The 24,800-nt window shown below is 52.7% G+C and carries 27 protein-coding genes; 12 read left to right on the top strand and 15 right to left on the bottom strand.

The window, feature by feature from the left end; genetic code table 11:
• Positions 1-6: 6 nt before the first annotated feature.
• Positions 7-1,140, top strand: a complete 1,134-nt coding sequence (locus M3650_RS30835; RefSeq protein ID WP_251580155.1) for a formylglycine-generating enzyme family protein — start codon at positions 7-9, stop codon at positions 1,138-1,140.
• Positions 1,141-1,236: 96 nt separating this feature from the next.
• On the opposite strand, the gene def is transcribed toward M3650_RS30835, so the two are convergent.
• From def to mutY, 3 genes are all read right to left on the bottom strand, one after another.
• The gene (gene def / locus M3650_RS30830; protein WP_019419379.1) at positions 1,237-1,764 is read right to left on the bottom strand and encodes a peptide deformylase; all 528 of its coding nucleotides are present in this window, start codon (positions 1,762-1,764) and stop codon (positions 1,237-1,239) included.
• Positions 1,765-1,955: 191 nt separating this feature from the next.
• Entirely contained in the window at positions 1,956-4,733 is a 2,778-nt protein-coding gene (locus M3650_RS30825; protein ID WP_251580153.1) for an endo-beta-N-acetylglucosaminidase, read from the bottom strand.
• 263 nt (positions 4,734-4,996) lie between these two features.
• The gene (mutY, locus tag M3650_RS30820) at positions 4,997-6,100 is read right to left on the bottom strand and encodes an A/G-specific adenine glycosylase (RefSeq protein ID WP_251580151.1); all 1,104 of its coding nucleotides are present in this window, start codon (positions 6,098-6,100) and stop codon (positions 4,997-4,999) included.
• Positions 6,101-6,384: 284 nt separating this feature from the next.
• Here mutY and M3650_RS30815 point away from each other — a divergent pair, with 284 nt between their 5' ends.
• The 4 genes from M3650_RS30815 to M3650_RS30800 all read left to right on the top strand — a co-directional run bounded on the left by M3650_RS30815 (position 6,385) and on the right by M3650_RS30800 (position 8,656).
• A complete protein-coding gene (locus tag M3650_RS30815; protein WP_019419376.1) occupies positions 6,385-7,224 on the top strand; it encodes a sulfite exporter TauE/SafE family protein in 840 nt (279 codons plus the stop codon).
• Positions 7,224-7,610, top strand: a complete 387-nt coding sequence (locus tag M3650_RS30810) for a DUF1634 domain-containing protein (protein WP_251580149.1) — start codon at positions 7,224-7,226, stop codon at positions 7,608-7,610. The genes M3650_RS30815 and M3650_RS30810 overlap by 1 nt, the downstream gene beginning before the upstream one ends.
• Before the next feature lie 80 nt (positions 7,611-7,690).
• Positions 7,691-8,167: a chromate efflux transcriptional regulator ChrS gene (gene chrS, locus M3650_RS30805; protein ID WP_019419374.1), complete on the top strand. Its 477-nt coding sequence runs from the start codon at positions 7,691-7,693 to the stop codon at positions 8,165-8,167.
• Between the two features lie 138 nt (positions 8,168-8,305).
• Positions 8,306-8,656 (top strand): c-type cytochrome, encoded by a 351-nt coding sequence (locus M3650_RS30800; RefSeq protein ID WP_019419373.1) that lies wholly within the window; start codon positions 8,306-8,308, stop codon positions 8,654-8,656.
• A gap of 127 nt (positions 8,657-8,783) precedes the next feature.
• On the opposite strand, the gene M3650_RS30795 is transcribed toward M3650_RS30800, so the two are convergent.
• The 3 genes from M3650_RS30795 to M3650_RS30785 form a co-directional block, all read right to left on the bottom strand.
• Positions 8,784-9,266, bottom strand: coding sequence for a hypothetical protein (locus M3650_RS30795; RefSeq protein WP_251580147.1), 483 nt, complete (start codon positions 9,264-9,266; stop codon positions 8,784-8,786).
• A 113-nt stretch (positions 9,267-9,379) separates the two neighbouring features.
• Complete coding sequence (locus M3650_RS30790) at positions 9,380-11,083, bottom strand: sensor histidine kinase (RefSeq protein ID WP_251580145.1); 1,704 nt, start codon at positions 11,081-11,083, stop codon at positions 9,380-9,382.
• Positions 11,080-11,778 (bottom strand): response regulator transcription factor, encoded by a 699-nt coding sequence (locus M3650_RS30785; protein ID WP_251580143.1) that lies wholly within the window; start codon positions 11,776-11,778, stop codon positions 11,080-11,082. Before M3650_RS30785 ends, M3650_RS30790 begins: the two co-directional genes overlap by 4 nt.
• 145 nt (positions 11,779-11,923) lie before the next feature.
• On the opposite strand from M3650_RS30785, the gene M3650_RS30780 reads away from it, so the two are divergent.
• The gene (locus M3650_RS30780) at positions 11,924-12,133 is read left to right on the top strand and encodes a hypothetical protein (protein WP_251580141.1); all 210 of its coding nucleotides are present in this window, start codon (positions 11,924-11,926) and stop codon (positions 12,131-12,133) included.
• A gap of 63 nt (positions 12,134-12,196) precedes the next feature.
• A complete protein-coding gene (locus M3650_RS30775; protein WP_251580139.1) occupies positions 12,197-12,520 on the top strand; it encodes a hypothetical protein in 324 nt (107 codons plus the stop codon).
• A 114-nt stretch (positions 12,521-12,634) separates the two neighbouring features.
• On the opposite strand, the gene acpS is transcribed toward M3650_RS30775, so the two are convergent.
• The 3 genes from acpS to M3650_RS30760 all read right to left on the bottom strand — a co-directional run bounded on the left by acpS (position 12,635) and on the right by M3650_RS30760 (position 14,996).
• Positions 12,635-13,072 carry a holo-ACP synthase gene (gene acpS, locus M3650_RS30770; protein WP_251580162.1) on the bottom strand — a complete coding sequence of 146 codons (438 nt, stop codon included), beginning with the start codon at positions 13,070-13,072 and terminating at the stop codon, positions 12,635-12,637.
• Positions 13,073-13,245: 173 nt separating this feature from the next.
• Positions 13,246-14,046 carry an ABC transporter permease gene (locus M3650_RS30765; protein WP_251580138.1) on the bottom strand — a complete coding sequence of 267 codons (801 nt, stop codon included), beginning with the start codon at positions 14,044-14,046 and terminating at the stop codon, positions 13,246-13,248.
• Positions 14,043-14,996, bottom strand: coding sequence for an ABC transporter ATP-binding protein (locus tag M3650_RS30760; protein WP_251580136.1), 954 nt, complete (start codon positions 14,994-14,996; stop codon positions 14,043-14,045). Before M3650_RS30760 ends, M3650_RS30765 begins: the two co-directional genes overlap by 4 nt.
• Before the next feature lie 47 nt (positions 14,997-15,043).
• Between M3650_RS30760 and M3650_RS30755 the strand changes: the two genes are divergently transcribed.
• Both M3650_RS30755 and bioA read left to right on the top strand, forming a co-directional pair.
• Positions 15,044-15,190 (top strand): hypothetical protein, encoded by a 147-nt coding sequence (locus M3650_RS30755; protein ID WP_233695866.1) that lies wholly within the window; start codon positions 15,044-15,046, stop codon positions 15,188-15,190.
• A 91-nt stretch (positions 15,191-15,281) separates the two neighbouring features.
• Positions 15,282-16,643 carry an adenosylmethionine--8-amino-7-oxononanoate transaminase gene (bioA, locus tag M3650_RS30750; protein WP_251580134.1) on the top strand — a complete coding sequence of 454 codons (1,362 nt, stop codon included), beginning with the start codon at positions 15,282-15,284 and terminating at the stop codon, positions 16,641-16,643.
• Positions 16,644-16,698: 55 nt separating this feature from the next.
• Here bioA and M3650_RS30745 read toward each other — a convergent pair whose 3' ends face one another.
• From M3650_RS30745 to M3650_RS30720, 6 genes are all read right to left on the bottom strand, one after another.
• Complete coding sequence (locus tag M3650_RS30745; protein ID WP_251580132.1) at positions 16,699-16,950, bottom strand: hypothetical protein; 252 nt, start codon at positions 16,948-16,950, stop codon at positions 16,699-16,701.
• Between the two features lie 82 nt (positions 16,951-17,032).
• Positions 17,033-17,992: an ABC transporter permease gene (locus M3650_RS30740; RefSeq protein ID WP_483311803.1), complete on the bottom strand. Its 960-nt coding sequence runs from the start codon at positions 17,990-17,992 to the stop codon at positions 17,033-17,035.
• On the bottom strand, positions 17,985-18,911 hold the full coding sequence (locus M3650_RS30735) for an ABC transporter ATP-binding protein (protein ID WP_251580128.1): 927 nt from the start codon (positions 18,909-18,911) through the stop codon (positions 17,985-17,987). Before M3650_RS30735 ends, M3650_RS30740 begins: the two co-directional genes overlap by 8 nt.
• Before the next feature lie 64 nt (positions 18,912-18,975).
• On the bottom strand, positions 18,976-19,977 hold the full coding sequence (locus M3650_RS30730) for an acetoin ABC transporter permease (RefSeq protein ID WP_251580126.1): 1,002 nt from the start codon (positions 19,975-19,977) through the stop codon (positions 18,976-18,978).
• Positions 19,967-20,842 (bottom strand): ABC transporter ATP-binding protein, encoded by an 876-nt coding sequence (locus tag M3650_RS30725; protein WP_251580124.1) that lies wholly within the window; start codon positions 20,840-20,842, stop codon positions 19,967-19,969. The genes M3650_RS30730 and M3650_RS30725 overlap by 11 nt, the downstream gene beginning before the upstream one ends.
• Entirely contained in the window at positions 20,839-21,228 is a 390-nt protein-coding gene (locus tag M3650_RS30720) for a GntR family transcriptional regulator (RefSeq protein ID WP_019419357.1), read from the bottom strand. The genes M3650_RS30725 and M3650_RS30720 overlap by 4 nt, the downstream gene beginning before the upstream one ends.
• Before the next feature lie 225 nt (positions 21,229-21,453).
• Here M3650_RS30720 and M3650_RS30715 point away from each other — a divergent pair, with 225 nt between their 5' ends.
• From M3650_RS30715 to M3650_RS30705, 3 genes are all read left to right on the top strand, one after another.
• A complete protein-coding gene (locus M3650_RS30715) occupies positions 21,454-22,317 on the top strand; it encodes an alpha/beta hydrolase family protein (protein WP_251580122.1) in 864 nt (287 codons plus the stop codon).
• A gap of 97 nt (positions 22,318-22,414) precedes the next feature.
• On the top strand, positions 22,415-23,770 hold the full coding sequence (locus M3650_RS30710; protein ID WP_251580121.1) for a Na+/H+ antiporter NhaC family protein: 1,356 nt from the start codon (positions 22,415-22,417) through the stop codon (positions 23,768-23,770).
• Between the two features lie 177 nt (positions 23,771-23,947).
• The gene (locus M3650_RS30705) at positions 23,948-24,361 is read left to right on the top strand and encodes a hypothetical protein (protein WP_251580119.1); all 414 of its coding nucleotides are present in this window, start codon (positions 23,948-23,950) and stop codon (positions 24,359-24,361) included.
• Positions 24,362-24,800: the final 439 nt, after the last annotated feature.

Below are 24,800 nucleotides of genomic sequence, written 5' to 3'. Positions count from 1 at the left end.
ATGATGATGGATAACGAGATAGATAACGACATGAAACGTTCCGCCACAGCGGAGGAACCGAAGGCATGCTGCGCAGCACAACGCAATGCGGCTTTCTCTGCGGAACCGCAAGCGGCCGAAGCAAAGCAAACGGCAGTCGTCGATTGCTCTGGATTACATGCTTCCTATCAATCAAATTCCGATGCCGACAGTTCGCATTCCAGCGCAGTGGCCGAAGCTGCCCGAAACCTGCTCGCTGTTGCGGGTCTGCTGCCATCCGAAGATTCGATCGCTCAGCCTCCTGCAACCGAGCATTTCGTCAGCCTGCAGGGCGGAACGTTCTGGATGGGAACGGAGGATGCAGAGGCATTCCCAGCAGACGGAGAAGGGCCTATGCGGCAAGTGACCGTTGATGCATTCGCAATCTCACCATACGCCGTCACCAATGAAGACTTCGCCCGCTTCGTCGCGGCGACGGGCTACGTCACTGAGGCGGAACGGTTCGGCTGGTCATATGTGTTCCACCTGCTCGCCTCGGAGAACGTGACAGCGGCCGCCATCGGAAGTCCTGTATCCACCCCATGGTGGCTGGCCGTCCAAGGCGCATTCTGGCTTCAGCCAGAAGGGCCGGACAGTTCGATTGCTGTACGTATGAATCACCCAGTCGTGCACATATCCTGGAACGATGCCCTCGCTTATTGCGACTGGGCCGGGCTCCGGCTCCCGACCGAAAGCGAGTGGGAATTCGCAGCCAGGGGCGGACTAGAGCGCAAGCGTTATCCTTGGGGCGACTTGTTAAAACCGGATGAAGAGCACCGCTGCAACATTTGGCAGGGCAAATTCCCGGTGAAAAACAACGCCAGCGATGGCTATATCGGTACGGCTCCGGTCAATACGTATCAATCGAACGGTTACGGCCTGTATAACGTGTCAGGAAATGTATGGGAGTGGTGCGCCGATTGGTTTACTGCCAATCCTGCGGAACGCGGTCCGGCTGTCAACCCACGTGGTCCCCAAGGCGGTGCTGAACGCACCATGAAGGGCGGCTCCTATCTGTGCCACAAATCATATTGCAACCGTTACCGCGTGGGTGCACGGAGCAAAAACACCCCTGATAGCTCTACCGGAAATATAGGCTTTCGGTGTGTAAAAGACGTGTAAGTGTGTATGAGTTTTGGAGTATGGGAGTTATAGAAAATGCAAAAAAGTCCTGCTCTCCCCAAGGGAAAGCAGGACTTCTGCAATTATGCGCTATTATTACATACGTTGCACATTTCGATTTGTAATTCGTAATGCGTCGAGCAAGGACACACGCTGATGCGTCGCCTCGTGAATGATGAAATCATCTACTACTCGATCTACAAATAAGACGCCATCCAAATGATCCATTTCGTGTTGGATGCAGCGGGCAAGATACCCTTCCGCTTCCAGCGTGAATGTCTCGCCGCTGCGGTCAAGACTTCGAACCTGAATGTAATCGTATCGCTTTACCCTCCCGTAATATCCCGGGAATGATAAACACGCCTCCATTCCGTCCTGCTCTCCTTCTGCCTGCAACAGCTCCGGATTCATGAACTCGCGGTATCCGTCGCCGCAGTCCATGACGACCGCCTGACGCAGGATGCCGATTTGCGGCGCTGCTAGTCCGGCCCGGCCTTCTTCCGCATATAACGTCTCCTTCAAATCATCAAGCAAGGACAGTATTCGTCCGTTCACTTCCGTAACTGGCTTGCACTTTTTTCGTAATATTGGCTCTCCGAAAGGGAGAATGGTACGAACTGCCATCTTCTTCCACTCCTTATGTTGCATTGAAACGATCACATCGTTCAGATTTGCCCTGATTATAACACAAGATGGAAATTAATATGTGCTTTCTCTGACTCCGCACGTTTCTGCAAAATGAGGAAAGGAGCGGAAAAGGCAGGCCGGAATCTGCTTCCGACCTGCCTCTTATGTGTACGATTTACATTACAGTCTTACTTCGCTTCTGGCTTGTTCTTCAAGCCGAGCACCTCGAAGCCATAAACGCGGGTCGCCGTATCTCCACCCTGCGTCGGCTTCTCGATGACGAGGCGGGCATAGCGCGCCTCCGTCTTCGCAATCGCGTGCTTGCTTGTCCCTTTTTCGTTGTCGGTCACGGTTACGGTATCAGTCCAGTTCTTGCCGTCATCGCTAAGTTGAATCTTGAATTCGCGTGTATTGAAGGCCGGCGACTCGCCGCCCGCTTCCGCATGATGAACGACGAACTGGGTAATGTCGTGTGCTTTGCCGAGGTCAACTGTCAGCCAATGCTCATCGCTTCCGACAGCGCACCATTTCGTGCTCATTTCACCATCAACAGCATATTGCGGCGCTTCGCTATCGTTCACGAAGCTGGACGCTTCCGTCTTCGCGCCGATCGCTAAATCCTCCGAACGGAATGCCGCATCTTTGGATACTGTAATCAGCTTGGACTTCGACATCACATCTTCGCCGACCGCATTTTTCGCTTTCAGTGTAATTTCATACGTGCCTTCCTCCACATAGCTCACCTTCGGATGGCGTTCCGTGCTGGAAGCAGGCGTACCGTCAGGGAAGCTCCATTCCCATTCCGTTGTGACTTCAGTCGATTTGTCCGTCAATTGCACCGCTTCGCCCGGCGCTACGAACGTCATGTCCGCTTCAAAGTCCGCCGTCGGCGTCGGATATGCCGGCCATTCGAACGATTGCATAGCCGCACGGCCTTCGTCATAGTGACGGTTGACCGGCACGACTGCGATCTGCGTCGCTTGCTCCATGCCGCTGCGCTTCATTTCGGACACATAGTAATGGTGGTTGCCTGTCGCACCGACGAACTCGCGGGAACCGTCCGGCATAACACGGTACACTTGATAGTACATCACATCGTCGCCTAGCGGGCTCCAAGACAGACGCGCATCAGCATAAATGCCGTCACGGAAATCATTCTCTATCATCTTCAGGTCAGACACCTGACCTACTGGCGCCACTTTCTCGTTCAGGTCACGGATGGCAAGCTCACCTAAGTTGACGGAGTACAGGTTATCCCCTGTTTTGCCTTCCACTTGAACGGATACCCCAACAATCTTTTTGCCTGCATACGGGCTTACGTCGTAGACTGCACGCGTCCAGTCACCTTTTGCGCCGATTGCTTTCGCGGACGCCGGCTTCACGATCTTGTACTCATCAGGCGCCCCCTCTAGAGCTACACCGATATTCATGTCGGCAGACTCGCTTTCATTCGCTTGATAAATGAGCGACATTTGCAACGAAGATGTTGCTGCAATATCGGTCTTGAACAGCTTCACGTTCGACGTCGCTCCTGGCGCGATCGTTCCTTTAAGCTTCAGCGAGCTGCCGCCATAGAACGATTTGTCGAAGTCAAAGCTTGGCGTGAGCTTCTGTCCTTGCTCATCCACCATCCAACGCCAAGTTGGCAGTATATCTTGCAGACTGCGATTGAACCATTCACGGTCGCGTACCGTTTTGCCAAATACGCTGAAATGGTTGCCGTTTCCTGTATTAAAATGGGTAATGAAATCCGCTTTTGTAATAACCGTCTTGTCTACGATATCGTTTGCAATACCGCGCCATGCTTTACCGTTTTCCACGGTATCCGCTGGATTCTTGTTCTCCCCTACCCAGAGAATCTGATCCTTCTCCATGAACTCCTCGTTCGTCTTGGACGTATTGAACGCCCAATCTGGACGATAGAGTCCGAGCGATGTTACTGCTTTGCCGCCTTCTGGGAACAGGACTGGGAAATTATATTCGCCTTGATAACCGCCGCCGCCTTCTAAATCCATACCGGCATACAGTTCATACGGATCGCGCTTCAAGCCATCTGCTGCCTGCGGTGAGTTCTGGAACGGTGTGACGTAATCATATTTGCCTTCTTTTTTAAATTGCCAACGGAAGTCGATGAACATGTGATCAGCCACACGCTCTTCCCCATCTTGGAGGAACATGCTGTTCTTGTCCGTAAGCGCGCCTTGCCATTTCACCGGCCCCTCTTTGATCATAGAGTCGTACCAGACGACGTCCATGTTGGACGGCTTGATTTTTTGCATATATTTCAAAAAATTCTGCATGTTCTGTGCGTCTTCCGGCGTTCCGCCCTGTGTCTCTTGGTTGATGAACCAGCCGTCGAAGCCGTAATATTTGGCGACTTCCATCAGCTTATCAGCGACAGGGAATGTGCCGTCTTCCTTCTGCTGCAGCAGATCACGCATCCATTCGATTTTGCCGCCATGCTCCGTTTGCGGGAAGAATACGGTACCGTATACCGGAACGCCGTTCTTATGGGCTGCATCAATGACATCTGCGCTTGGAGGGACAATCAATCCTTCACCTGCTGAACCGCCCCACATAATGAGTTTATCTACATATTGCCAGTAGCTGAACGCATAGCCGTGGAACTGATCGTTGCCTTGCGACGGCGCGCCGCTCGTATTTTTGTACATGGACGCCAGCGCCATGACCTTCGGCTCCGTCTTTGCATTCGGATTCACCTTATGGCCCTGCACTCGTTCGGTATTCAGCTTCACCGAGCTGCGGTTGAATGCCGCATCCTTGTCGGTCTGTGGCGACCACTCCAGCAAGGTGTCCGGATACCAATGGGACGAATGAGGCTGCGCGGCGTGCGCCTGATCGGCAAATCCGGTAAGCGCCCCGGCAAGCATCGCCGTACTGAGCAATACTGCAAATTTGCGTTTCATGTTGCTGCGGGAAAGAACTGTTGGTTTCAAACGTTTCATTATAATCCCCCTCCAAGTTGTCCATTGTGCATGTTTTTCTCATGGGAATGGTCTTTGTCTATTTATCGTCGAGATTGGAAAAAAGCCCGACCAAAAAGATAACGCTTCCACCAATCGTCATGTTCATTGTAAACGTTTGCGCAGCAAAAAAAAGGGCAATCGTCCCTAACAGGACAATCGCCTTTAATTAATCAACCAAATCTTTAATTATTCCCCTGAAAGAAATTCCGTGAAAGAGGTTGTTCATAAAGTCGCTTAATAGGTTACTGAAAGTAATCTTTTAACATACGCAAAAATAAATTTGGAAACGCCAGATGCTCCATCTCTTCCAGCCCAGCCCATTGATAGACAGTCCGTTCCTTGTCCTTCAGTTCCATTAGTTCCCGCAATTCGCAGCGGAAAACACGCATCTGCCAATGAATGTGGCTGAACGTATGCTCCGCGTCCACCCATCTAGCGGTCGGCACCGCGTCAATTCCTTCCGCAAGTAAACCGCCCCGCAGCACATCCATCGCCTCGGCCTCGTTCATCCCGAAGAGTCCAGCCTGCTTCGGAACGAGCAGATGCGGCAGTTCCCACATCTTTGCAAGCAATCCGGTTGCCGGTCGCTGTCGGACCAACACTTTGCCTGCATGTTCGCCCGTGCCTTCGATTAATGCCGCATAACGAAGCTCCGGCTTAGGAGGCTTCGCCTTCGTCTTTACTGGAAGCACGAGCTCTTCACCCGCCAGGCGGCCCTCGCAATGCTCCATGACCGGGCACAGCAGGCAAGCAGGTGATTTCGGCGTGCACACAAGCGCCCCAAGCTCCATCAGCGCTTGGTTGAAATCCGAAGCGCACCCTTCCGGAATCAGCTCTTGGGCCAGATGCTCCATATGCGCGCGCGTAGCCGGCTTCGCAATATCGTCATGCAGGCGGAAATAGCGCGACAGCACCCGCATCACGTTGCCATCTACCGCCGGCTCCGGGCGGTTGAACGCGATGCTCATAATGGCCCCAGACGTATACGGCCCGATCCCCTTCAACGCGGATACCTTCGCCTTGTCGTCAGGAACTTGTCCGCCGTACTGCGTCTTTACTTCCTTGGCCGCCGTCTGCAGATTGCGCGCACGCGAATAGTAGCCGAGCCCTTCCCACGCCTTCAGCACCTCTTCCTCCGGCGCATCGGCAAGCGCCTCAACGGTCGGAAACTTCGAAATGAACCGTTCGAAGTACGGCTTTACCGTCTCGACTCGCGTCTGCTGCAGCATAATTTCGGACACCCACGTATAATACGGATTGCTATGACGCCGCCAAGGCAAGTCTCTACGATTGGCACGATACCATATCAACAGCTCGCGGCTAAAATAACGCTTCTGTACGTCCATGACGGCCTCCCCTACTCCAAATGATGAATAATGATGAATAATGCACATGCTAAACCATTCATGCTATTAACGATATACAACCTTTATGATTAGTTCAATCCTTTCCATTAATGAACAAGCACAAAAAAGTCATTATTTTTTTACAAAAAGAAAGATAAAATCAAATTTGTTATATATAATGAAATAAAGATGTGCCATTTTTTATGAATAACGTAACTAATTAATCTATTTTTATTTCATTTCGTCATGGACACATCAGAGAATGAACATGGAAGGGAGAAACTATGTTGACGCTTTTTGCACTAAAGATCTTGCTCATCTCCGTCTTTGCCGGTATCGTCGGCTCCGTGCTCGGTCTGGGTGGCGGCATTATCGTGACGCCGGCGCTTACCTTGTTGTTCGGGGTGGACATCAATCATGCCATTGGAGCCAGCATCATTTCGGTCATCGCTACTTCGAGCGGATCGGCCATCGCCTATATCAAAGACCGCATTACGAATTTGCGTGTCGGCATGTTCTTGGAAATCGCCACTACGGTCGGCGCCATAACGGGAGCCTTTCTCGGCGCCATCATCGCACCCGATTGGTTGTACGTCATTTTCGGATTGCTGCTCCTCTATTCCGCCTTGGCTATGATAAAGAAAGCGAAGAGTGAGCTGCCTGAAAATGTAGAGCCTCATCCGCTGGCGACTAAGCTCAAGCTGCACAGCCATTACTACGACAAGGCGCTGCAGCAAGAGGTTCATTACAATGTCGCGAACCCGTACGGGGGATTCGGCGTCATGTATGGAGCTGGCGTCATCTCAGGCTTGCTTGGCATCGGCAGCGGCAGCTTCAAAGTGATGGCGATGGACATGTTCATGAAGCTCCCGCTTAAAGTATCGAGCGCCACGAGCAACCTGATGATGGGCGTAACGGCAGCGGCGAGCGCTGGCGTATATTTATTCAGGGGAGACATCGATCCCAGAATTGCGGCCCCTGTCGCGCTTGGCGTCCTGACCGGAGCCACGATTGGCGCGCGCATCATGCAGCGGTTAAAGAACAAGACCATTCGCAAATTGTTCATCCCTATACTTGCCTATGTCGCAGTTCAAATGATTGTACAAGGATTGGGTGGTATGTAATGAATGAAGCAATGAATAAAAAGCAGGCGAAAGACGAGAAAATCTATGATGTAGAAGCCGCTGTCAGCACCTTTTTGCGCATCGGCGTCCTCACCAGCGCGGCCGTTATTGTAACGGGCTTGCTGCTGTTTTTGATTACCGGGCAGAGTGGTTATCCAGAACAGACCTATCCTACGACGGTGATAGGAATTGTGACCGGGCTTGTCGAAGGTAAAGCCTATGCCATCATGATGGCCGGACTGTCACTATTGATATTGACCCCGGTCTTCCGCGTCGCGGTCTCGATTTTTGTCTTTCTGAAGGAAAAAGATTATTTGTATGTCATGATTACGTCACTGGTATTCCTCATTCTCATGATAAGCTTTGCGCTTGGCAAAATTGGTTGAATGTCTGGCCATTTTCAAGTCATTAGTGATTGTTCAACCAAGCAGTAAACAAACCCTTTTCCCAACCGGAGGTGCTGCGCATGCACACGCTGTATGACATTCCCGCTTCGTCGCTTGACGAGATTGACAAAACCATTTTATCGCTGCTCCACGAGAACAGCCGCATTTCCTATACCGATTTGGCCAAAGAAGTAAACCTGTCGCGGGTCGCCGTTCAAGCCCGGGTGAATGCGCTAATGGAAGAAGGGGTGCTAGAGAAATTCACAATCGTCATCAATCCGGAAAAAATCGGCATCGGCGTGTCCGCCTTTTTTAACGTGGAGGTAGAGCCAAAATATTTGATGCAGGCGGCTGATGAGCTGGCTTGCGAGCCTTGCGTGACCAGCCTTTATCATATGACTGGTCCGAGCAAGCTGCATATGCACGGTTTATTTGCCACGAACCGCGAGATGGAGCAATTTCTGAAAGAGAAAATGTACGTCTTGCCGGGCATTATGAGCGTAGAAACTCAAATTCTAATCAAACGCTATAAGAGCCGCATGGGCATGAAGCTGTAACCCTTATGAGATGTGAACGTTCTAGCAACAATGCGCATTACGCCTTGCTTTGGATTGGAAGAACTTCCTATACTATATTGTATACAAGATCATAGACAATGCCCGTTGGGGCACTGGATACAAAGGGGCGGATATGTGATGCTTCGACGAAGCACATCTTCACGTTATACGCTGAGCATAATCGTATTGCTTGCTGCAGGCCTTATGCTTGCCGGGTGTGGGGGCGGAGGAAGTTCAAGCTCCAAGGCGCTCGAAGGGCCGGAAGACGCCGTCGCCATCTACAAGCAGCGCTGCATGCAATGCCACGGCAATGAGATGCAAGGGCTGATGGGCGCGCCTTCTAATCTGCAGAAGGTAGGCGAACGGTTGAGCAAGGAAGATATCGTGAATACGATCAAAAATGGCGGCGAACGCATGCCGGCGCTCGGCAAGAGCCTTGACGAAGCCGACATCGAAAAAGTTGCCGAATGGCTGGCAAGCAAGAAATAAATGCATCCGTCCGTTATATGGCGATAGGCCGACACCTCGTTCTTAGGTGCGGCCTATTATTGTATTTATAGAGGTTGTTCAAATAGAGGTTGTTCAAAAAGTCCCCTTTGCGAACACGCGCTTATAGCTATTTCTTATTCTCTTGAATGAACCGAATTACTTCCCGGTGATCGGAACTGTAAAAGAACGGATGCTTAACTAGAACTTCAAGTTCATCCGAGCTATTTCCATTCAACACCATGAAGCAAGGGAGCTGCAGCACGTCAAGTGATGGATTCCACTCCTTAAGCTCATTAGCTGTGCATTGATAAGAGATGTCCACGTTCCCCGCGGCAAACATCTCATCGAGCAGTTCCTCATGTTGAATCTCGTCCTCATCATCGTCCTGTTCGCAAATAACGAGAATGCCATAGCTATGCTGCTGTGGGTCAGACGATTGCTCGGCCTGCTTGGCACCAAAATATTTAACAATGGCAAACACAATACCGGCGACAATGACACCGGAGACCGCCTTCTTCCCATTTCCTTGAATGAGCAGCAGCAGCGAAAGCGCCAGCACCGCCCATACGACGATGTACATTTTGCTCCGCATCCATCGCGAACCGTTCATTTTGCAACACTCCCCCGCTTGTCCGGTTTTCTCCCGCTTCCCATTGTACCAAAAACCAGCCTCATCGAGAAAACCAGAATCTCGACACGGCTCATATCGGCTGCCTCACACTTTTATTCCTCGCTCACCGCATCCGATACCGGCAGCGTGAACGTAACGAGCACTCCGCCATCCACATTGCGGATAGCATATACGCTGCCGTGCTTCTCCAGCAAATGCTTCACGATCGAAAGCCCAATGCCGTTGCCGCCTGAGGCTCGATTGCCCGAGGACTCGGCTCGGTAGAACGCATCCCATATGTGCGGCAGATGCTCCTCTGACACCGGTTCGCCCTCGTTATACACTTCAACCTGCACGCAATCACCAGCGTTGTCTTGCGGCCATCGCACGCGCACTTCCACGCGGCCGCCCGATGGCGTGTGGCGGAGCGCATTCGTCAGCACATTCGTCAAAATTTGCTGCAAGCGCTGCTCATCCGAATGCACGAATACCTCTTCCTCCGGCACATTCCAATACATCGTCACGCGGCAATCCCCGGTTAATGCCTCCAGCGTCTGCAGAACGATCCGCAATGTCATCCGGAGCGACACTTCGCTCCACTGCAAGTGGAACTTCCCGCTCTCGAGCTGCGATAGGTCGAGCAAATCATGGACGAGCCGCGACATGCGCTCTGACTCGCTCACGATGACCGAAGCATATTTGTCTCGCTTCGCCCCATGCCCCACGTTATCGCGCAAAGCTTCCGCATAACCCTGAATCAGGCTGACCGGCGTCTTCAATTCGTGCGATACGCTGGCGACAAAGCGCTTGCGCAGCCGCTCCAGCTGCTTCTCCTTCTCAATATCCCGCTGCAGCTGCTCGTTCGCCGAGCGCAGCTCCTGCATCGTGCCGTTCAATTCGGTCGCGAGGAAGTCGAACGTATGCGCCAGCTCCCCGATTTCATCGTCGCGCTTGATGTCCGTCCGCGCGGAGAAGTCCAGGCGCGCCAAGCGCTTTGCCATCTCGTTCAGCTTCACGAGCGGCTGCGAAATCATACGCGTGAACAAAAACGCGAATCCGAGCAGCAGCGCAATCGCTGCAATGTAGAAGTAGCGATAGAAGCCACCCAATAGCGAGGAGGCATCCGAGACCGGCTGCAGCGTGGATACCGTAATCATGTAGCGTTCGGCATCATTCTCTTCTGAAAGGGGAGCTATGGCCGCCCATATCCGCTCGTTCTTCTCGTCCAGTACCCCTTGCTTGAACAGTTCGACGGCAAGACCGTCTTCAAGCGGCAGCTTCAGCATGTCGGTCAGCTTCTCTTCCAGCACGAAGTTCAGCCGCATCGCATCTGGACTGAACCAGGATGCCGGCGTTGTTGGAATGAGCTCCACTTCTTTGTATGGTGTGACAGGAACGATAGGAGTAATCTTCGTTGGAATACCTGAGATGACAGGAGCCTTCGGCGAAGTATGAAAAATATAAATGTTCGGATCGTCCTGCTTGCGCAGACGGACCGCCTGCTGTGGACGTTCACCCAAAAATACTCGAACGTCCTTTCCCCGCTTCTCCACCACCCCCGTCAAGGAGTAGTGATCCACGTCAAAGGAAGCGGCGCGTGCCATCCATTTGTTATCGATATGCTGTCCATGGAGCTCGTCGTATAAGGCTCGAAATTCACTCTTCAGTTGGTTGGATCGCATCGTCAACGAGTACGGCTGGAAGAAAATAAGCTGCAGCACCATGAACAGTGCGGTGAACAATAAAAATCCGATCGCTGTCGTCCAGTACATTTTGACGGCAAGCCGCGGCTTGCCCGCAAATAATGACTTTTTCATCGGTATTTGTACCCGTTCCCCCTTACGGTTACGATGTGCTCCGCGTGCTCGCCCAGCTTGCGGCGCAGCCGCTTGATGTGCGTGTCCACGGTGCGGACATCCCCGAAATAGTCCATTCCCCATACCTTGTCCAAAATGTTATCGCGTGTAAGCGCTTGATTCGGATGCTGCGACAAGCAGCGCAGCAGCTCGAATTCTTTCGTCGTCAACGGCAGCACGGATCCGTTCACCCGCACTTCATAAGCCGCCTCGTCGATAACAAATCCCGTCTCCTCCGCACCGCTAGCCGGTTCCGCATGACTCCAGCGCTGCAGCAGCACTCGTATCTTCGCCGCCAGCACCTTCGGGCTGAACGGCTTCGTAACATAATCGTCGGCCCCGCTCCCATAACCGGTCAGCTTGTCTTCCTCTTCCGCTTTGGCGGTCAGCATGACGATGACCGCATTCGAAAAGGAACGGATGTCTTCACACACCTCGAATCCGTTCTTCCCCGGCATCATTACATCTAAGACGACCAGGTCCACTGCCCGCTGTCGCAGGAGACGGACGGCTTCCGCTCCATCTGCCGCTTGCATCACTTCATATCCTTCATCTTCCAAATAGTCTGCTATCAATTCACGTATTAGCTGCTCGTCATCCACGACGAGAATCGTATGCTCCATATGTTCGCCAGCAAACTCCTTTCCGTCCGTCATCAGGATTTTTTATATCCTGCACTCCTTCTAAGCTAGGCCATATTTTTCGGCCGTTACATGCCGATGTGACACGCAGTTGTCACTTAAGGAAGTTATGCTGTTGTCTGCAAGCGAATGAATTACCACCCATTATGGAGGATGCATTATGAGATTGCAACACAAGCTGCGCCGCGATTCCGTCATCGCGCTCGCCTTTCTCGCCCCCAGTTTATTCGGCTTTATGCTGTTCTATATTATCCCCTTTGCAATGGGAATGGTGTACTCCGTGCAGGATGGTTCGCAGGAAAGGTATTTCGTCAGATGGGACAATTACGCGGAGCTGATGCGTAGCGAATCGTTCCGCAAAGCCCCGTGAAACACAGTCTGGTTCACTTCAGTCAGGGCTCCCGTCATGCTCGTCTGCTCTCTCCTGATCGCAATGGCGCTCAATCAGCGCGTGTTCATCCGGCGCTGGCTGCGAACAGCGTACGTTCTGCCCCTCGTCATGCCGGTCGCTTCATTCGTACTCGTCTGGCAGACCTTATTCGATTGGAACGGTGCGAAGAAGTACGAGGGCGGCCTATATTCGATGCCAATCGGTGTCAGTCTCAGCATGATGCAGGCGAATACGCTTGTGCGCAGCGATGACAAAGTGATGCGCATCGTAGCGGATAAAGCGAAGATGTACTATGCGGGGCAAAAATCGCTGGATGAGGTGGTCCAATTCATCCAAAGCCGCGTGATAACTTATTTGAATGAATAGGATTCCGATGTCCAGACATACCGGTCCCGCTCCTCATGCGGGGAACGGGACTTCTTCTATCCGATTGTCGTGCGAATCTCGACTGCCTATTACCCGGCTCTGACCCGCTTCCGTTCAGAGTGCGGCGGGTGCGCTGCTGTCATCTCCGCTGCGTGCAGCATGTTGCCGATGCTCCACGATGGCCTGTGCCGAAGCAAGGCTTGGCTGGTGCGAGATGCTGACGTGAATCCGATAGGAGTCGCTGGGCAGGCCGAGGCGGTTCCAGGCCGCTTCGCTTACACACGCGTGCGGTTTGCCATGCGCATCGGGCAGCACCTCGATATCAAGGAAGCCGATCGTGCGGCCTATTCCTGTACCGAACGCTTTGACGACCGCTTCCTTCACCGCGAATCGGCCCGCCACCCATTCTGCCATACGCGTTTCCCGCTGCTTGAGCACCGCAAGCTCCGCCGGCGTCAGCACCCGCTGCAGGAAGCGGTCTTTACTCTTGCCGTTCAGAAGGCGGGTTACCCGATCCAACTCCAATATGTCATGCCCGATTCCATAAATCATAACACTGCTTCTTCCCTTCCTATCATCCGGATGTCGTAAATCCATTAGCAAAAGCGAGGATTTCGATAGTCCCTTTTGTACACGCACTAATACAGAGCATACAACTGCCGCAGCATGAGAATCAAGTACGGAGGGAAGCGGCGGTTCGGCTCGGCCCGCTCCCCATTCATGCGCTATTCGCCGATCCGCCATTTGACCAGATTGTTGATGACGAAGATCGTCACGACGCTATAGGCGAGCAAGACGACGCAGTCCAACATAACGCCGGTGGACCATCCGGCCAAGAGCACGTTCCGCATCGCGTCAGCCGCATACGTGGTAGGAAACAGATAAGACAGCCACTGCAGAGGCACGGGAAGCTGCTGAATGTCTACCATGACGGGAGACAGAAAAGTGACGAACATCATCAGGGCCTGCACCAGCATGTTCGTAAGCTGGTGATTCGGCGACCAGAAGCCGATGCATACGCCGATGCCGACGACACTCGCCAGCGAGAGGATGACGACAACCGGAAGCCCCCATGAGTAATGAAATTCGATGCCATAGCCCCATTGCCCAATCATAGCTAGAATAATGAAGGACGGGAGCGTATTCATAAGCCCGCGAAGCAAATTGGCGAGCACAAAGTTCAGCTTGGAGATCGGCAGCGAAGCATAATACGTAAAGTGGCCTTGATGCTTCTGCCATGAAATTTCTTGCCCCATGCCGTTCATCCCCATCACGATGACACCGAAGATGAGATTGCCCGCTATGATGCGAATCATCATCTCTTCGCTTGGATTGTCGGCGAAAAACGACATAAACAGTGTCGTCGTCAACGGAAACATGGTCGCCATCAGAACGACCCAGACCCAGCTATCCCGCACGATGGCGAATTGGATGCGAAACAGGATGGACAGCTCCGTCCAGATGCGCCCGGGACCGCTTATCGCAACGGCTGCCGAGGCTTGCTTCGGATTCATTGCTGGATTCATGCGCCACTCGCCTCCCGTTCTGCCTGACCGTCGATATGGAAATAAACATCTTCGAGGCTCGGCGGCTTCACAGCGTATTCCTCAATGGGCAGTTCTGGAAAATGAACGATATAATCGAGCACCTGACTCGCCGATTCTTTATCCACCAAGAGGATAAGCCGATTCTCTCCATTAATATGAAGATGTCCCCACTGCCTCATCGCTGCTGCCGCCTCTTCTCTTCGACCGAATTCCGTAATCAGCTCGAACTTCAGGCGTTGGTCCACCTTCTGCTTCAGCTTCGCAACGGCATCGATCGCAAGCAGCCGGCCGTGATTGATGACGGCCACCCGATCGACGACTTGTTCGGCTTCCAGCACGTTGTGCGTGACTAGAATGACTGTAGCGCCCTGCAAGTTGCGCTCCTTGATGAGATTCCAGACAAGACGCCGGTTCGCCGGATCCAATTCATTCGTCGGTTCATCCAGGATCATGACTGGCAGGCTGCCGATCATAACCGTCCCTATGCCGATCATCCGCCGCTGACCGCCGGATAGATGCTTGAGCTGCTTCCGGCGCAATTCAGTCATTCCCATCATTTCTAATAGTTCCTCGGCCTGACGTTCAGCCTCCAGCTTGGCCATTCCCCGCAGTCTTCCGGTGAACACCAACGCCTCTTGCACTTTGAGTGATGCCAATACGTGCGGTTCTTGTGAATAGTAAGCGACCTGCTGCGCCACACGCCTCGTCTGTTGAACCACATCTGTTCCGTAGAACGACACTTTCCCCTCCGTCGGCTGCAAGTGCCCGATCATCTGCTTGATTAATGTTGATTTGCCTGCGCCGTTCGGGCCGAGTACGCCCAGAATTTCTCCCTCCTGCACCTGTAACGTAATATCGACGTTCGCCTTTACCTTGCCCCGCTTATACAACTGACTGACATGATCGATTTCGTAAATGATCCGTGCCACTGGATCACGCCTCCTTCTCATCTCTCTATAAGAGGTTTACCCCCTTATTGAACCGTACTATGAGCATACATCGGCTCCTTGTCAGCCTGAAGCGCCTGCCGAACGAAATCGCGATCCTCCCCGAGACTAATCTTCTATTCATGCTGCGGACCGAGGATTTCATCCTGCTGCAGCACCGAGCGGGGGATTGCTAGCGCGAAAAACTTTTGTTAACCTATTGTGTATACTAATAGGTTAACATTGTGGACTCGTTAATCGAGATATTTGCAAGGGAGCTGGCACAAAATGAAGGAAACGATAAAGCAGGAGCTGCTACGCAAGGACCGGTCTTACGTCTGGCATCCGTTCACCCAAATGAAGGATTACGCTGATCGTGATCATGTCCTCATTGAAAAAGCGGAGGGCATCTATATATATGATGCCGATGGACGGCGATTCTACGATACAGTGTCGTCATGGTGGTGCAATCTGCACGGACACGGCCATCCACGGATTAAGGAAGCGATTCGACAGCAGCTGGATCAGTTCGACCACATCATGTTCAGCGGGCTGACACACGCCCCGGGCATCGAGCTGGCGGAACAACTCGTAAACATCACGCCTGCGGGGCTGAACAAAGTGTTCTACTCGGACAACGGCTCCACCGCGGTGGAAGTGGCGATCAAGATGTCATTCCAATATTGGCAGCAGATCGGCCGCACGTCGAAGACGAAGTTCGTCTTCTTGGACGGCAGCTATCACGGTGATACGCTTGGCGCGGTAAGCGTCGGCGGCGTTCAGCTCTATCATTCGCTGTTCAAGCCGCTCCTGTTCCACGCGCACCGCATGCCGGTGCCGGACCTGCGGCAGGCGCGCGCGGCCGGTCCGGAAGGCGAACGCGAGGTGGCGGAAGCGGCACTGGCGAAGGTGCGCGAGCTGTTCGAGCGCGAAGCGGACACGCTGGCCGGCTTCATCGTGGAGCCGATGCTGCAGGGCGCGGGCGGCATGATCATGACGCCCGCTGCCTACTTGCAAGGCTTGCGCGAGCTGTGCACGGAGCACGGCGTCCATCTCATCGCAGACGAAGTGGCGACTGGCTTCGGGCGGACGGGCAAGATGTTCGCCTGCGAGCATGCAGAGGTCAGCCCCGACATCATGTGCTTGAGCAAAGGGCTGACCGCCGGCATTATGCCGCTCTCCGCCACGCTGTGCACCGATGACATTTACGACGCGTTCTATGACGATTACGCGACGCAGAAGACATTTTTCCACGGGCACAGCTTCACCGGGAACCCGGTGGCCTGCGCCGTGGCCTTGGCTTCCTTGCGCCTGTTCGAGGAGGAACACACCCTCGAACAGGCACAAGACACCATTGCCGCGCTCGCCGAAGCGCTCGGCGGCATCGCCCAGCTGCCACACGTTGCCGATGTGCGGCAGCTCGGGCTCGTGGCGGCGTTCGACCTGTACGAGGATGCCGAACGCCGCCACCCCTTCCCGCCCGAGCGGCGCATCGGGGCGGCCATGTACGAGGCGGGCTTCGAGGAGGGACTCATCCTCCGCCCGCTCGGTGACACCCTGTACTACTGGCTGCCGCTATGCGCCACGCCAGACGACGTCCGCGACATCGCTGCACGCACCGAGCGTGTGCTCCGCCGCGTATTAGGCTAAACGTCAAAGCGGGCGGGAGCTGGTATACTTCAGCTCCCGCCCGCTCTTGTCTGTTCTATCCCATCGAGGCCTGCCCCAGCAGACTATCCAGTAGATAGAACGCCTTGATTAGGTCTACGCTGCCCTGAATCTTCATCATCACGTATTCCAACGGAGCCTGCATGGCAATTAGCGCCACCAACAAGCATAGCAGCAGAATCGTTAGTGCAAGCCGTCCCTTCGTGTACTTCCGGTGCAGCCAGTTCACTGAGATCCAGCACACGATAAGGGTAATTATAATATAGAGGAATGCCATGTCTGCTTCCACCAATGACCACTCCCGCCGACCTATCTCAACTTGCTTCTCTATTTATAAAATCTTAAGCTATATTTTACAACGCTCCAATCACTTACCCTGCAACATCCCTTTTCGTAAATACGACCCAAGAAATAAGATGAAATACGACAAAGTAGACCAGCAAAACGTAGACTGAGAAGAGCATCGTCATGTCCGGGCGAACCGGTGTGCCGTTCGCATATTGGCTTAGATTGACGTTAGCGAACAACAAATATTTTACCCACTCGAATTTGCTTAAAATATTGACGAGCGTATTGCCGATGAGCATAAACAGCAACGAGAAGGCTATCGCCATGGAAGAGCTGCGGAAAGTGGCGGAAATCATAAACGACATCGTCACATACATAATCAGCTCTATCGTTTTGAATCCATAATTTTGAAGAATAGCAACTAGCATCGAGCCTTCCTCCACCGCTCCGCCAGCGCCAATCGTAAGGGCGGGTCGAGAGATCTCTCCAAATCCTTCAAGAATCCCCCCCAGCGCAAAAGATACTACGAAGTTCAGCACGAGCAAAAATAGCGTGAATAGGAGTGTAGATATGTATTTGCTGAGCAGTATTTTAGTGCGGGAAGCCGGGCCGACAAGCAACAGCTTGATCGTCCCCCATGAATACTCGGCTGCGAGCATATCTGCCGCCACAATAACGGTTAAGAGCGTGATCAGAACCATCAAACTGGATGAACCATTCACTACACTCCATATCGTCACTTCGTATGGGTTCACATTGTGTTCCATATAGTATAGATTTTTGTTAATCTCGCCTTCCAGTTTGAGCTTCATGTCCGGGCTTGCATCAGCGCTATTCTCATCTATCTGCTGCTGCAGCCGTTGATTCGTCTCTGTAAGATGCTGCTTCCAATTGTTGTTTTGAATATTGGGATTTTGATCAATTTTCAAAATCGCTGTCAGTAACAGGAGAGCAAAAATTAGAACACCCACCATGGCCCATGTACGGGGACGACGAACTATTTTCATATTCTCGTTCTGAATGAGTCTGTAGAAATTAGACAATTTGCTCCCCCCTTGTCAGCTCCAAGAATCGATCCTCCAGCGATTGATTCGCCGTCCGAATGCCGTATACGTCAATTTCCGCTTGCACTAACGCTCTCGTTAATTCCGGAATCCGATCGCGGCCTGCCGTAATCTCCAATTGTCCGGCTTGTACAGCCATGGCGATATCAGGCAGCATTGCAGTCAGAACCTCTTTCGTCGGCTCAGGCTCTTCGACTTCAACGATGATGCGATGGGCAACCCTATTCTTCAGATCATTCATAGAGCGAACATCTATCAGTTTTCCAGCTTGGATAATGGCGATCCGGTCGCACATCAGCTCCATTTCAGATAGCAAATGAGACGAGACGATGACGGCTATCCCCTCCTGCCGCTCAAGGGTGCGCAAATAGTCGCGGAGCTCGCGTATTCCCGCCGGATCAAGCCCGTTCGTCGGCTCGTCCAGGATAAGGACAGAGGGTCTGTGCAGCAGCGCCTGCGCAACGCCGAGCCGCTGCCGCATGCCCAGCGAATAACGCTTCACTTTCTCGTGAATCCGGTTCTGCAGACCGACAAGCTTCACGACTTCATTAATTCGTTCGGTCGTCACGCCGGTATGCCGTCGCGCAAAATAAACTAAGTTTTGATAACCGGTAAGAAACTTATACATCTCTGGATTTTCCACAATCGCGCCAATGTGGGTCATCGCACGCTCGAATTGCTTGTTCACGGAAATGCCCTTCACATAAATTTCCCCTGCGGTCATTGCAATCAAGCCCACTATCATGCGGATCGTCGTCGTCTTCCCTGCCCCGTTCGGCCCGAGAAAGCCAAACACTTCTCCTGCCGGAACGTCAAAGGACACCTGATCTACAATCGTGCGCTTCCCAATTTTCTTGGTTACATTTCTGAGTTGAAGTACGGCATCTGCGCTCTTCATGGCATTACCTCCTGCACCATTGTCTCAATTACCAGCCTGCACTCGTTGTTCACGCTGTATCACGCTAAGTTCGTACACGCATGCGCGTCAATGTGCGGATGATGATATAGCCGATGATGGTGCCAAGCCCTGCGCCTGCCGCATATCCGAGGCGTCCGGGATAAAGCGTGTCATAACTCAAATTGCCGCTAAACAATGCCGCACATAATACAAATCCGACGATGAACAGCTTCTCAATGATTGGAAAAAGCACCAGCTTGCCATTGTTTTCAAGCGAATTACGCGAATAGAGCACCATGCCCGCGATGAACAGCAGCAAGGAGACGACTCCGACGAACGCGTATGGATAATTGCCGCCCTCATGGAATACCCAATTCGTTAAATTGAACTTTTCCCAGAACGTTCCGCACAATCGAAGTTCCATGTATATTGGCGTAATCATGAAGATATACAGAAGTTGCTGCAGCATGAGAGTAAAAAATTCATACAAGAACAAGCTGATAATGGAAAGCGCCGCTTGCAACGTCCAAGTCCCCGTAAAGGAGCCGATGAACAACGTAAATGTGTAGGCCGCCACCGTGACGAAGATAATGTGAAAGCCGCGACCGATAAAATCTATGACATGCACGTATGCTCCCACCTGCGACAGCTTGAGTACGAGTATATCCAATGCTACGCTGGCCGTAACGACAAACACGATATAAGCGACACTAACCAACCATTTTGTCACGTAGATAACCCACCGTGGATAAGGAAGCGCAAACGTCTGCTCGCTCATCTGATTGCGGCGCTCATGGCCGAGCTGCCACAATGACAGCAAAAAACCTCCGAGCACAAGCAGCAGCATAAAACCGCCATAGTTTCTGTGCAGCAGCCAATTCGTCTCCTGAGTTTTTGCCAAATACTTCACTAGTCCCACAATGACCTGCGGGGAAGCAAACCACACCTCCCGCATGTGCAGGTAAGCCGTTGAGAAAAAGCCGGCAATCATCATCAACCACAGCAGCACCCGCGTCTGTCGATATTCCTTCCACCACAACGCCCGCACAAAAATACTACGCTGCATCGCCGTCACCTCCCGATTTCCACATGAACCAATCTTCCAGCGAGAGCGGCAGCTCGTCGATGAGCATTGGCTCCTCACGTTTCAGCGCAGTAAACGCCTCGTCCGACTCCAGCATGACGGTATACACGCGGCCTACCTGCTGCAGCACGAATACATCCTCCCTTGCCAGCCAAGCAGGCGGTTCTGTCGCCGTAAAGACGACCTGCATCTTTTTCATGTGTTGACGCAATTGCTCCAAGTCCCATGTCTCATCCGTCCGGCCATCCCGCAGCAGCACGACGGTATCCGCGATCCGATCCAGCTCGTTCAGCATGTGCGACGAAATGAGAATAGAGGAATCCTTGCGCAGCGATTCGACGATGAGGCTCAATAGCTGCTTCTTGGTTACGGCATCGACTCCGTTCGTCGGCTCGTCGAACAGAATGAGGCGGGCCTTCGTCGACAAGCCAAGCGCCGTGCTGAACAGCATCTTCATCCCCTTGGACAACGTGCGGACCCGTTTATTCATCGGCAGCTTGAACCGTTCCATCGCCTCGGTAAAGTAAAACAGATCGAAGCTCGGATAAATCTGCCCATACCAAGCGGCGCATTCCCGAATTGTATACGCCTCAAGCGCCACGGGCGCATCCGGGACAAATACAACATCCCGCTTCAGCTCCGGATACTTATGTATGTCCATTCCCTCAAAGGCAACGCTCCCTTGATCCGGATCGTATATGCCGACCAGCGTCCGCATCAGTGTCGTTTTACCCGTCCCGTTGCGTCCGACGAGGCCCATTATGCGGCCGGGCTCAATCGTAAAGCTGATGCCCCGCAATATCGGCCTGCCATCAATCGCCTTATGTATCGCTTCCACTTGCATCATGATTCGTCATCCCTCCACCATACCTCGCATGCTTGTTCGACCATATCAATGAACTCCTCCCGTTCAAGACCCAAATGCTTCGCTTCTACAGCAATGCGGTTCACTTCATCCTTCAACTTCGTCATCCTCTCTTCTGCCATGGGCGGAGCAGCGGGTTCCGCTATAAATGTGCCTTTGCCCCGCAGCGTTTCAATGACGCCCTGACGCTCCAACTCCTGATACGCTTTGCTAACCGTGTTCGGATTTACGACCAACATGGAGGACAATTCCCGCACCGAAGGCACTTTTTCCCCGGGCTGCATCACGTTTTTAGCGACTAGTGCTTTCATTTGCTCCACAATCTGTTCATATATTGGTGTGGTACTTCGCTCTTGCAAACGAAACATGACATCCTCCTTTCTCCGTTCATTTCACGGCATGAATAGTGTGCTACTTCAACTAGTACACATAGTACACTCCGTATATGCACGTGTCAAGCTTGGATTCGCTCATTGCGCAAGTAGAGATAACCGCACATTAAATAATCTTTACATTAGGAGTTGCATGCTTCATTGCGGCTGTTCTATGTTACAATGAGGCGTGAATATTGTACTAGCAAGGAGGTAGGTTTAATGAGACATTCTTTTGAAAAAAGTTGGAAGGAACAACGCACGTTGCGTGGCGACGTATGTATTCCGGAGCAGCAGAAGAAGCAGGGCGTGCTTATTATCACTCACGGCTACAAAGGCTTTAAAGACTGGGGCATGTTCCCCTATGCGGCGGAACAATTGGCGGAGCGAAGCGGCCTACTCACGATCACCTTCAATTTTACATATAACGGTGTCGGTCCATCGCTCGACCGCTTTGATGAGCCGGAACGATTCGCCGTCAACACGTATGAGCGGGAGCAGGAGGATCTGACTGCTTTGCTTCAGTGGATCACTGGCGGGGATTTCAATGAATGGTTGCAGCAGGCCGCTCCCGGCCGTCGCATAGGCCCGGAAGCGCCTGTCTACCTGCTGGGACATAGCCGCGGCGGAGCAAGCTGCTTGCTCTATGCGCTCGATCATCCAGAGGAGATCGCAGGCGTCATTACATGGAACGGTGTAACCAATATGGATTTGTTCACCGCAGAGCAGAAGCACGAGATGCGAACATCCGGGCGTTCGAAGGTCGTCAATGCCCGCACCGGCGAAGCGCTGCCGCTTGACCGTGTCATGCTCGATGACTTGGAAGCCAACCGCGAGCGGTATGACCTAATTGGCCGCACTGCCTCCGCCTCTTTTCCTATGGCGCTCATTCAAGGCTCGGATGACCTGCCCGGCTTCCGTGACGGATCGGCCCGTCTCGTTGCGAGTTACCCAGCAGCAGAATGGATTACAATTGAAGGCGGCGGACACACCTTCAACGCCGTCCACCCGTTCCAAGGCACAACTCCGGAATTGGAAGCGGCGCTGGATGCTACGGCCAGTTGGTTGCAAGCCCAGTCCCGCTAGCTGCATGACATCATCGCATGATTCGCGTTTCTTCATACGCACCTTCTAATTGCATCAACTTCATCAGAGACATGAAGACAGGAGATGCCTTACCGTAATGTTAACGAAACACCAACTACTCACCGTCATTGTTATAACGATTGCGGGACTTTCCACAGCTTATTTGTTGCATTTCCCACTTATTATTGGCTTTGCCGCCGGCTTTTTCAGCCTGACTGCCCTTTCTCGGCGGCAAGGCACTGCTTGGCCCGTTCTTTTCAGGTACATGCGCGATGGCGCCAAGCATACGATAGAGGTCATCTGGATTCTCATTATGGTCGGACTGATGATTCCGGTATGGACCTTATGCGGCACGATTCCGTACCTGATTGAACAAGGATTGCAGTGGGTGGCTCCCGCCTTCATGACGACCCTGACGTTCTGGTTCTCTGCCCTCTTCTCCATGCTGCTCGGCACTTCGACCGGAACGCTCAGCGCCGTCGGCATTCCAATGATGGGCGTAGCGGCAATCGCCGGAGTGCCGTTGCCGCTGATGGCCGGGGCGTTAGTCTCGGGAGCATTCGTCGGAGACCGCTCCTCTCCGTTTTCGAGCACGCATCGCCTCGTCGCCGATTCGACCGGAACGACCGTCGGACGCCAGTATCCGGCGCTTGTGCCCACGACGCTGCTCGGCTTGGCAACCGCCACGGTCATCTTTGTCCTATTCGACATCGCAGGAGGCTGGTCGGTGCCAGCCGAGGCCTTGCGAATGGAGGAATTCCACAGCAGCTTCACATTCAGTCCGTGGCTCATCTTACCCGCAGCGGCTTTAATCGTTGCGATTTTGCTGCGTTGGAAGACGCGCTATGCCTTCATGCTGGCCATCGTGACGGCGATCATTATCGGCTCTTGGCTGCAAGGAACCGAACCATCCGCCTGGCTGAACGGGATGCTCTTCGGGTACGGAAATGCCGCACTTCCTTCTCTGCATACGAAGGGGGTGCTGCCCATCATTGAGCTTGTCTTGCTAATCGCGCTGGCCGGGGCGTTTAATGGGATTTTGGAATCGACGCGCAGCCTGGAGCCGTATATGGCCGCATTTATCGGAGAGAACACTTCGATGCCCGGAGCGACCACCCGTGTCGGCCTATACGGACTCGCGCTGGCACTCGTCTCCTGTACCCAGACGCTGCCTATCATGATGGCGGGACGAAGCGTGCTCCCGCTCTGGTCCGAGCGGTTCCCGAAGGAGCAATTATCCCGGGTCGTGGCTGATACCGCGCTTATTTTTGCGGCAATAATCCCTTGGAACATGCTTGCTGTGCTATGCGGCACCATATTAGATGTTCCCGTTCACTCATATGCGCCATATGCTGTCTTCTTATGGAGCTTACCGCTATGGACGTTAGCCATGTCTTGGCTGAATCAACGCCGATCGCAGATTGTGCGTCGCGTCTCGTCGCTTTCGAGCTAGTCGCGTGGACACAGGACACGTTCTAACCTCTAGAACGGGATAAAGCCATTTCAGGCGATCAAATGTCGCAAATGTGCCACATCCCGTTCGCTTGTTTTTTCGTTTCAGTCTGATAAAATACGGGTAATCTTTCAGATAGGCAGTTGTCTGGGATGACAGCAGCAAGGAGGATACCATATGACAACCATTTACTCGGCTCTAAGCACAAGCATTGTAAGACAGCAATCCATCTTCGCGTTGCAGCAAGTGTTGGTATCGCTTACACAACGTTCAGTGGAACAGTGTCATGTCCGGTTTGTTGAACCTGCCCTGTTTCCCGAGCACAGTATACTGATTTACAGTCAAGATGAATTGAATCATCCCGAATCTCCCCTGCGGTTGAAAAGCACCCTCCATGCGGATGAGATGCTGATTGCCTATATCGATTCCCGTGGTCTGCTCATTACCGCCGGCTCGGAAGCGACTATGGAACAAGCATGCCATCTCGCATGCAAGCTGATCTCTGAGCAATGCGCTTTACCGGCGAAACGTCCGCGATTAAAAGAATTGTTCTGGCGCGGCTCAGCCAGCAGCATATTTCAGGCAGTATAACCATATCAGGCTTAATCTCAATAATTGAAATGACATGACATGATCATGAACTGCCAATGCGCAGTTCTTTTTCTTTATATCCGCATATCCGCAATGATTGGAAAAACCGTTGCAAGTTCCTGCTCAACCTGCTGCTATGAAAAGTGGCGGCGAATTGAAGTTAGTACGGAGCTGCTGGCGATGATCATCCGTATCTAGTCGCACTTATGTCCATTCTCCCCTGAACTCAGAAATCCAAGAAACTGGACAGCTAGTATACAGATTGGCGGCCGATTGAAGTAAATAGGAAGCTGCTGGCGACGAACATCCGTATCTATATAAGTTGAATTATTGAATCACTTAGAATCTAACACAAAGACGATCGATGATGGACAAGGGATATTTCATGATCTCGTCCATAAACTGCTGAACATTTTTGCGGATTTCGGCGACTGTGTGA

The organism is Paenibacillus sp. MER TA 81-3 (assembly GCF_023713585.1).
Taxonomy (GTDB): domain Bacteria; phylum Bacillota; class Bacilli; order Paenibacillales; family Paenibacillaceae; genus Paenibacillus_B; species Paenibacillus_B profundus.
The sequence above is the reverse complement of the archived record's forward strand: the minus strand, read 5'-3'. Positions and strand labels throughout refer to the sequence as shown.

Bases quoted from the DNA above. Each gene is read 5' to 3' on its own strand.
- M3650_RS30835 (WP_251580155.1), top strand. From the start codon at position 7: ATGGATAACGAGATAGATAACGACATGAAACGTTCCGCCACAGCGGAG.
- def (WP_019419379.1), bottom strand. From the start codon at position 1,764: ATGGCAGTTCGTACCATTCTCCCTTTCGGAGAGCCAATATTACGAAAA.
- M3650_RS30825 (WP_251580153.1), bottom strand. From the start codon at position 4,733: ATGAAACGTTTGAAACCAACAGTTCTTTCCCGCAGCAACATGAAACGC.
- mutY (WP_251580151.1), bottom strand. From the start codon at position 6,100: ATGGACGTACAGAAGCGTTATTTTAGCCGCGAGCTGTTGATATGGTAT.
- M3650_RS30815 (WP_019419376.1), top strand. From the start codon at position 6,385: ATGTTGACGCTTTTTGCACTAAAGATCTTGCTCATCTCCGTCTTTGCC.
- M3650_RS30810 (WP_251580149.1), top strand. From the start codon at position 7,224: ATGAATGAAGCAATGAATAAAAAGCAGGCGAAAGACGAGAAAATCTAT.
- chrS (WP_019419374.1), top strand. From the start codon at position 7,691: ATGCACACGCTGTATGACATTCCCGCTTCGTCGCTTGACGAGATTGAC.
- M3650_RS30800 (WP_019419373.1), top strand. From the start codon at position 8,306: ATGCTTCGACGAAGCACATCTTCACGTTATACGCTGAGCATAATCGTA.
- M3650_RS30795 (WP_251580147.1), bottom strand. From the start codon at position 9,266: ATGAACGGTTCGCGATGGATGCGGAGCAAAATGTACATCGTCGTATGG.
- M3650_RS30790 (WP_251580145.1), bottom strand. From the start codon at position 11,083: ATGAAAAAGTCATTATTTGCGGGCAAGCCGCGGCTTGCCGTCAAAATG.
- M3650_RS30785 (WP_251580143.1), bottom strand. From the start codon at position 11,778: ATGACGGACGGAAAGGAGTTTGCTGGCGAACATATGGAGCATACGATT.
- M3650_RS30780 (WP_251580141.1), top strand. From the start codon at position 11,924: ATGAGATTGCAACACAAGCTGCGCCGCGATTCCGTCATCGCGCTCGCC.
- M3650_RS30775 (WP_251580139.1), top strand. From the start codon at position 12,197: ATGGCGCTCAATCAGCGCGTGTTCATCCGGCGCTGGCTGCGAACAGCG.
- acpS (WP_251580162.1), bottom strand. From the start codon at position 13,072: ATGATTTATGGAATCGGGCATGACATATTGGAGTTGGATCGGGTAACC.
- M3650_RS30765 (WP_251580138.1), bottom strand. From the start codon at position 14,046: ATGAATCCAGCAATGAATCCGAAGCAAGCCTCGGCAGCCGTTGCGATA.
- bioA (WP_251580134.1), top strand. From the start codon at position 15,282: ATGAAGGAAACGATAAAGCAGGAGCTGCTACGCAAGGACCGGTCTTAC.
- M3650_RS30735 (WP_251580128.1), bottom strand. From the start codon at position 18,911: ATGAAGAGCGCAGATGCCGTACTTCAACTCAGAAATGTAACCAAGAAA.
- M3650_RS30730 (WP_251580126.1), bottom strand. From the start codon at position 19,977: ATGCAGCGTAGTATTTTTGTGCGGGCGTTGTGGTGGAAGGAATATCGA.
- M3650_RS30725 (WP_251580124.1), bottom strand. From the start codon at position 20,842: ATGATGCAAGTGGAAGCGATACATAAGGCGATTGATGGCAGGCCGATA.
- M3650_RS30720 (WP_019419357.1), bottom strand. From the start codon at position 21,228: ATGTTTCGTTTGCAAGAGCGAAGTACCACACCAATATATGAACAGATT.
- M3650_RS30715 (WP_251580122.1), top strand. From the start codon at position 21,454: ATGAGACATTCTTTTGAAAAAAGTTGGAAGGAACAACGCACGTTGCGT.
- M3650_RS30710 (WP_251580121.1), top strand. From the start codon at position 22,415: ATGTTAACGAAACACCAACTACTCACCGTCATTGTTATAACGATTGCG.
- M3650_RS30705 (WP_251580119.1), top strand. From the start codon at position 23,948: ATGACAACCATTTACTCGGCTCTAAGCACAAGCATTGTAAGACAGCAA.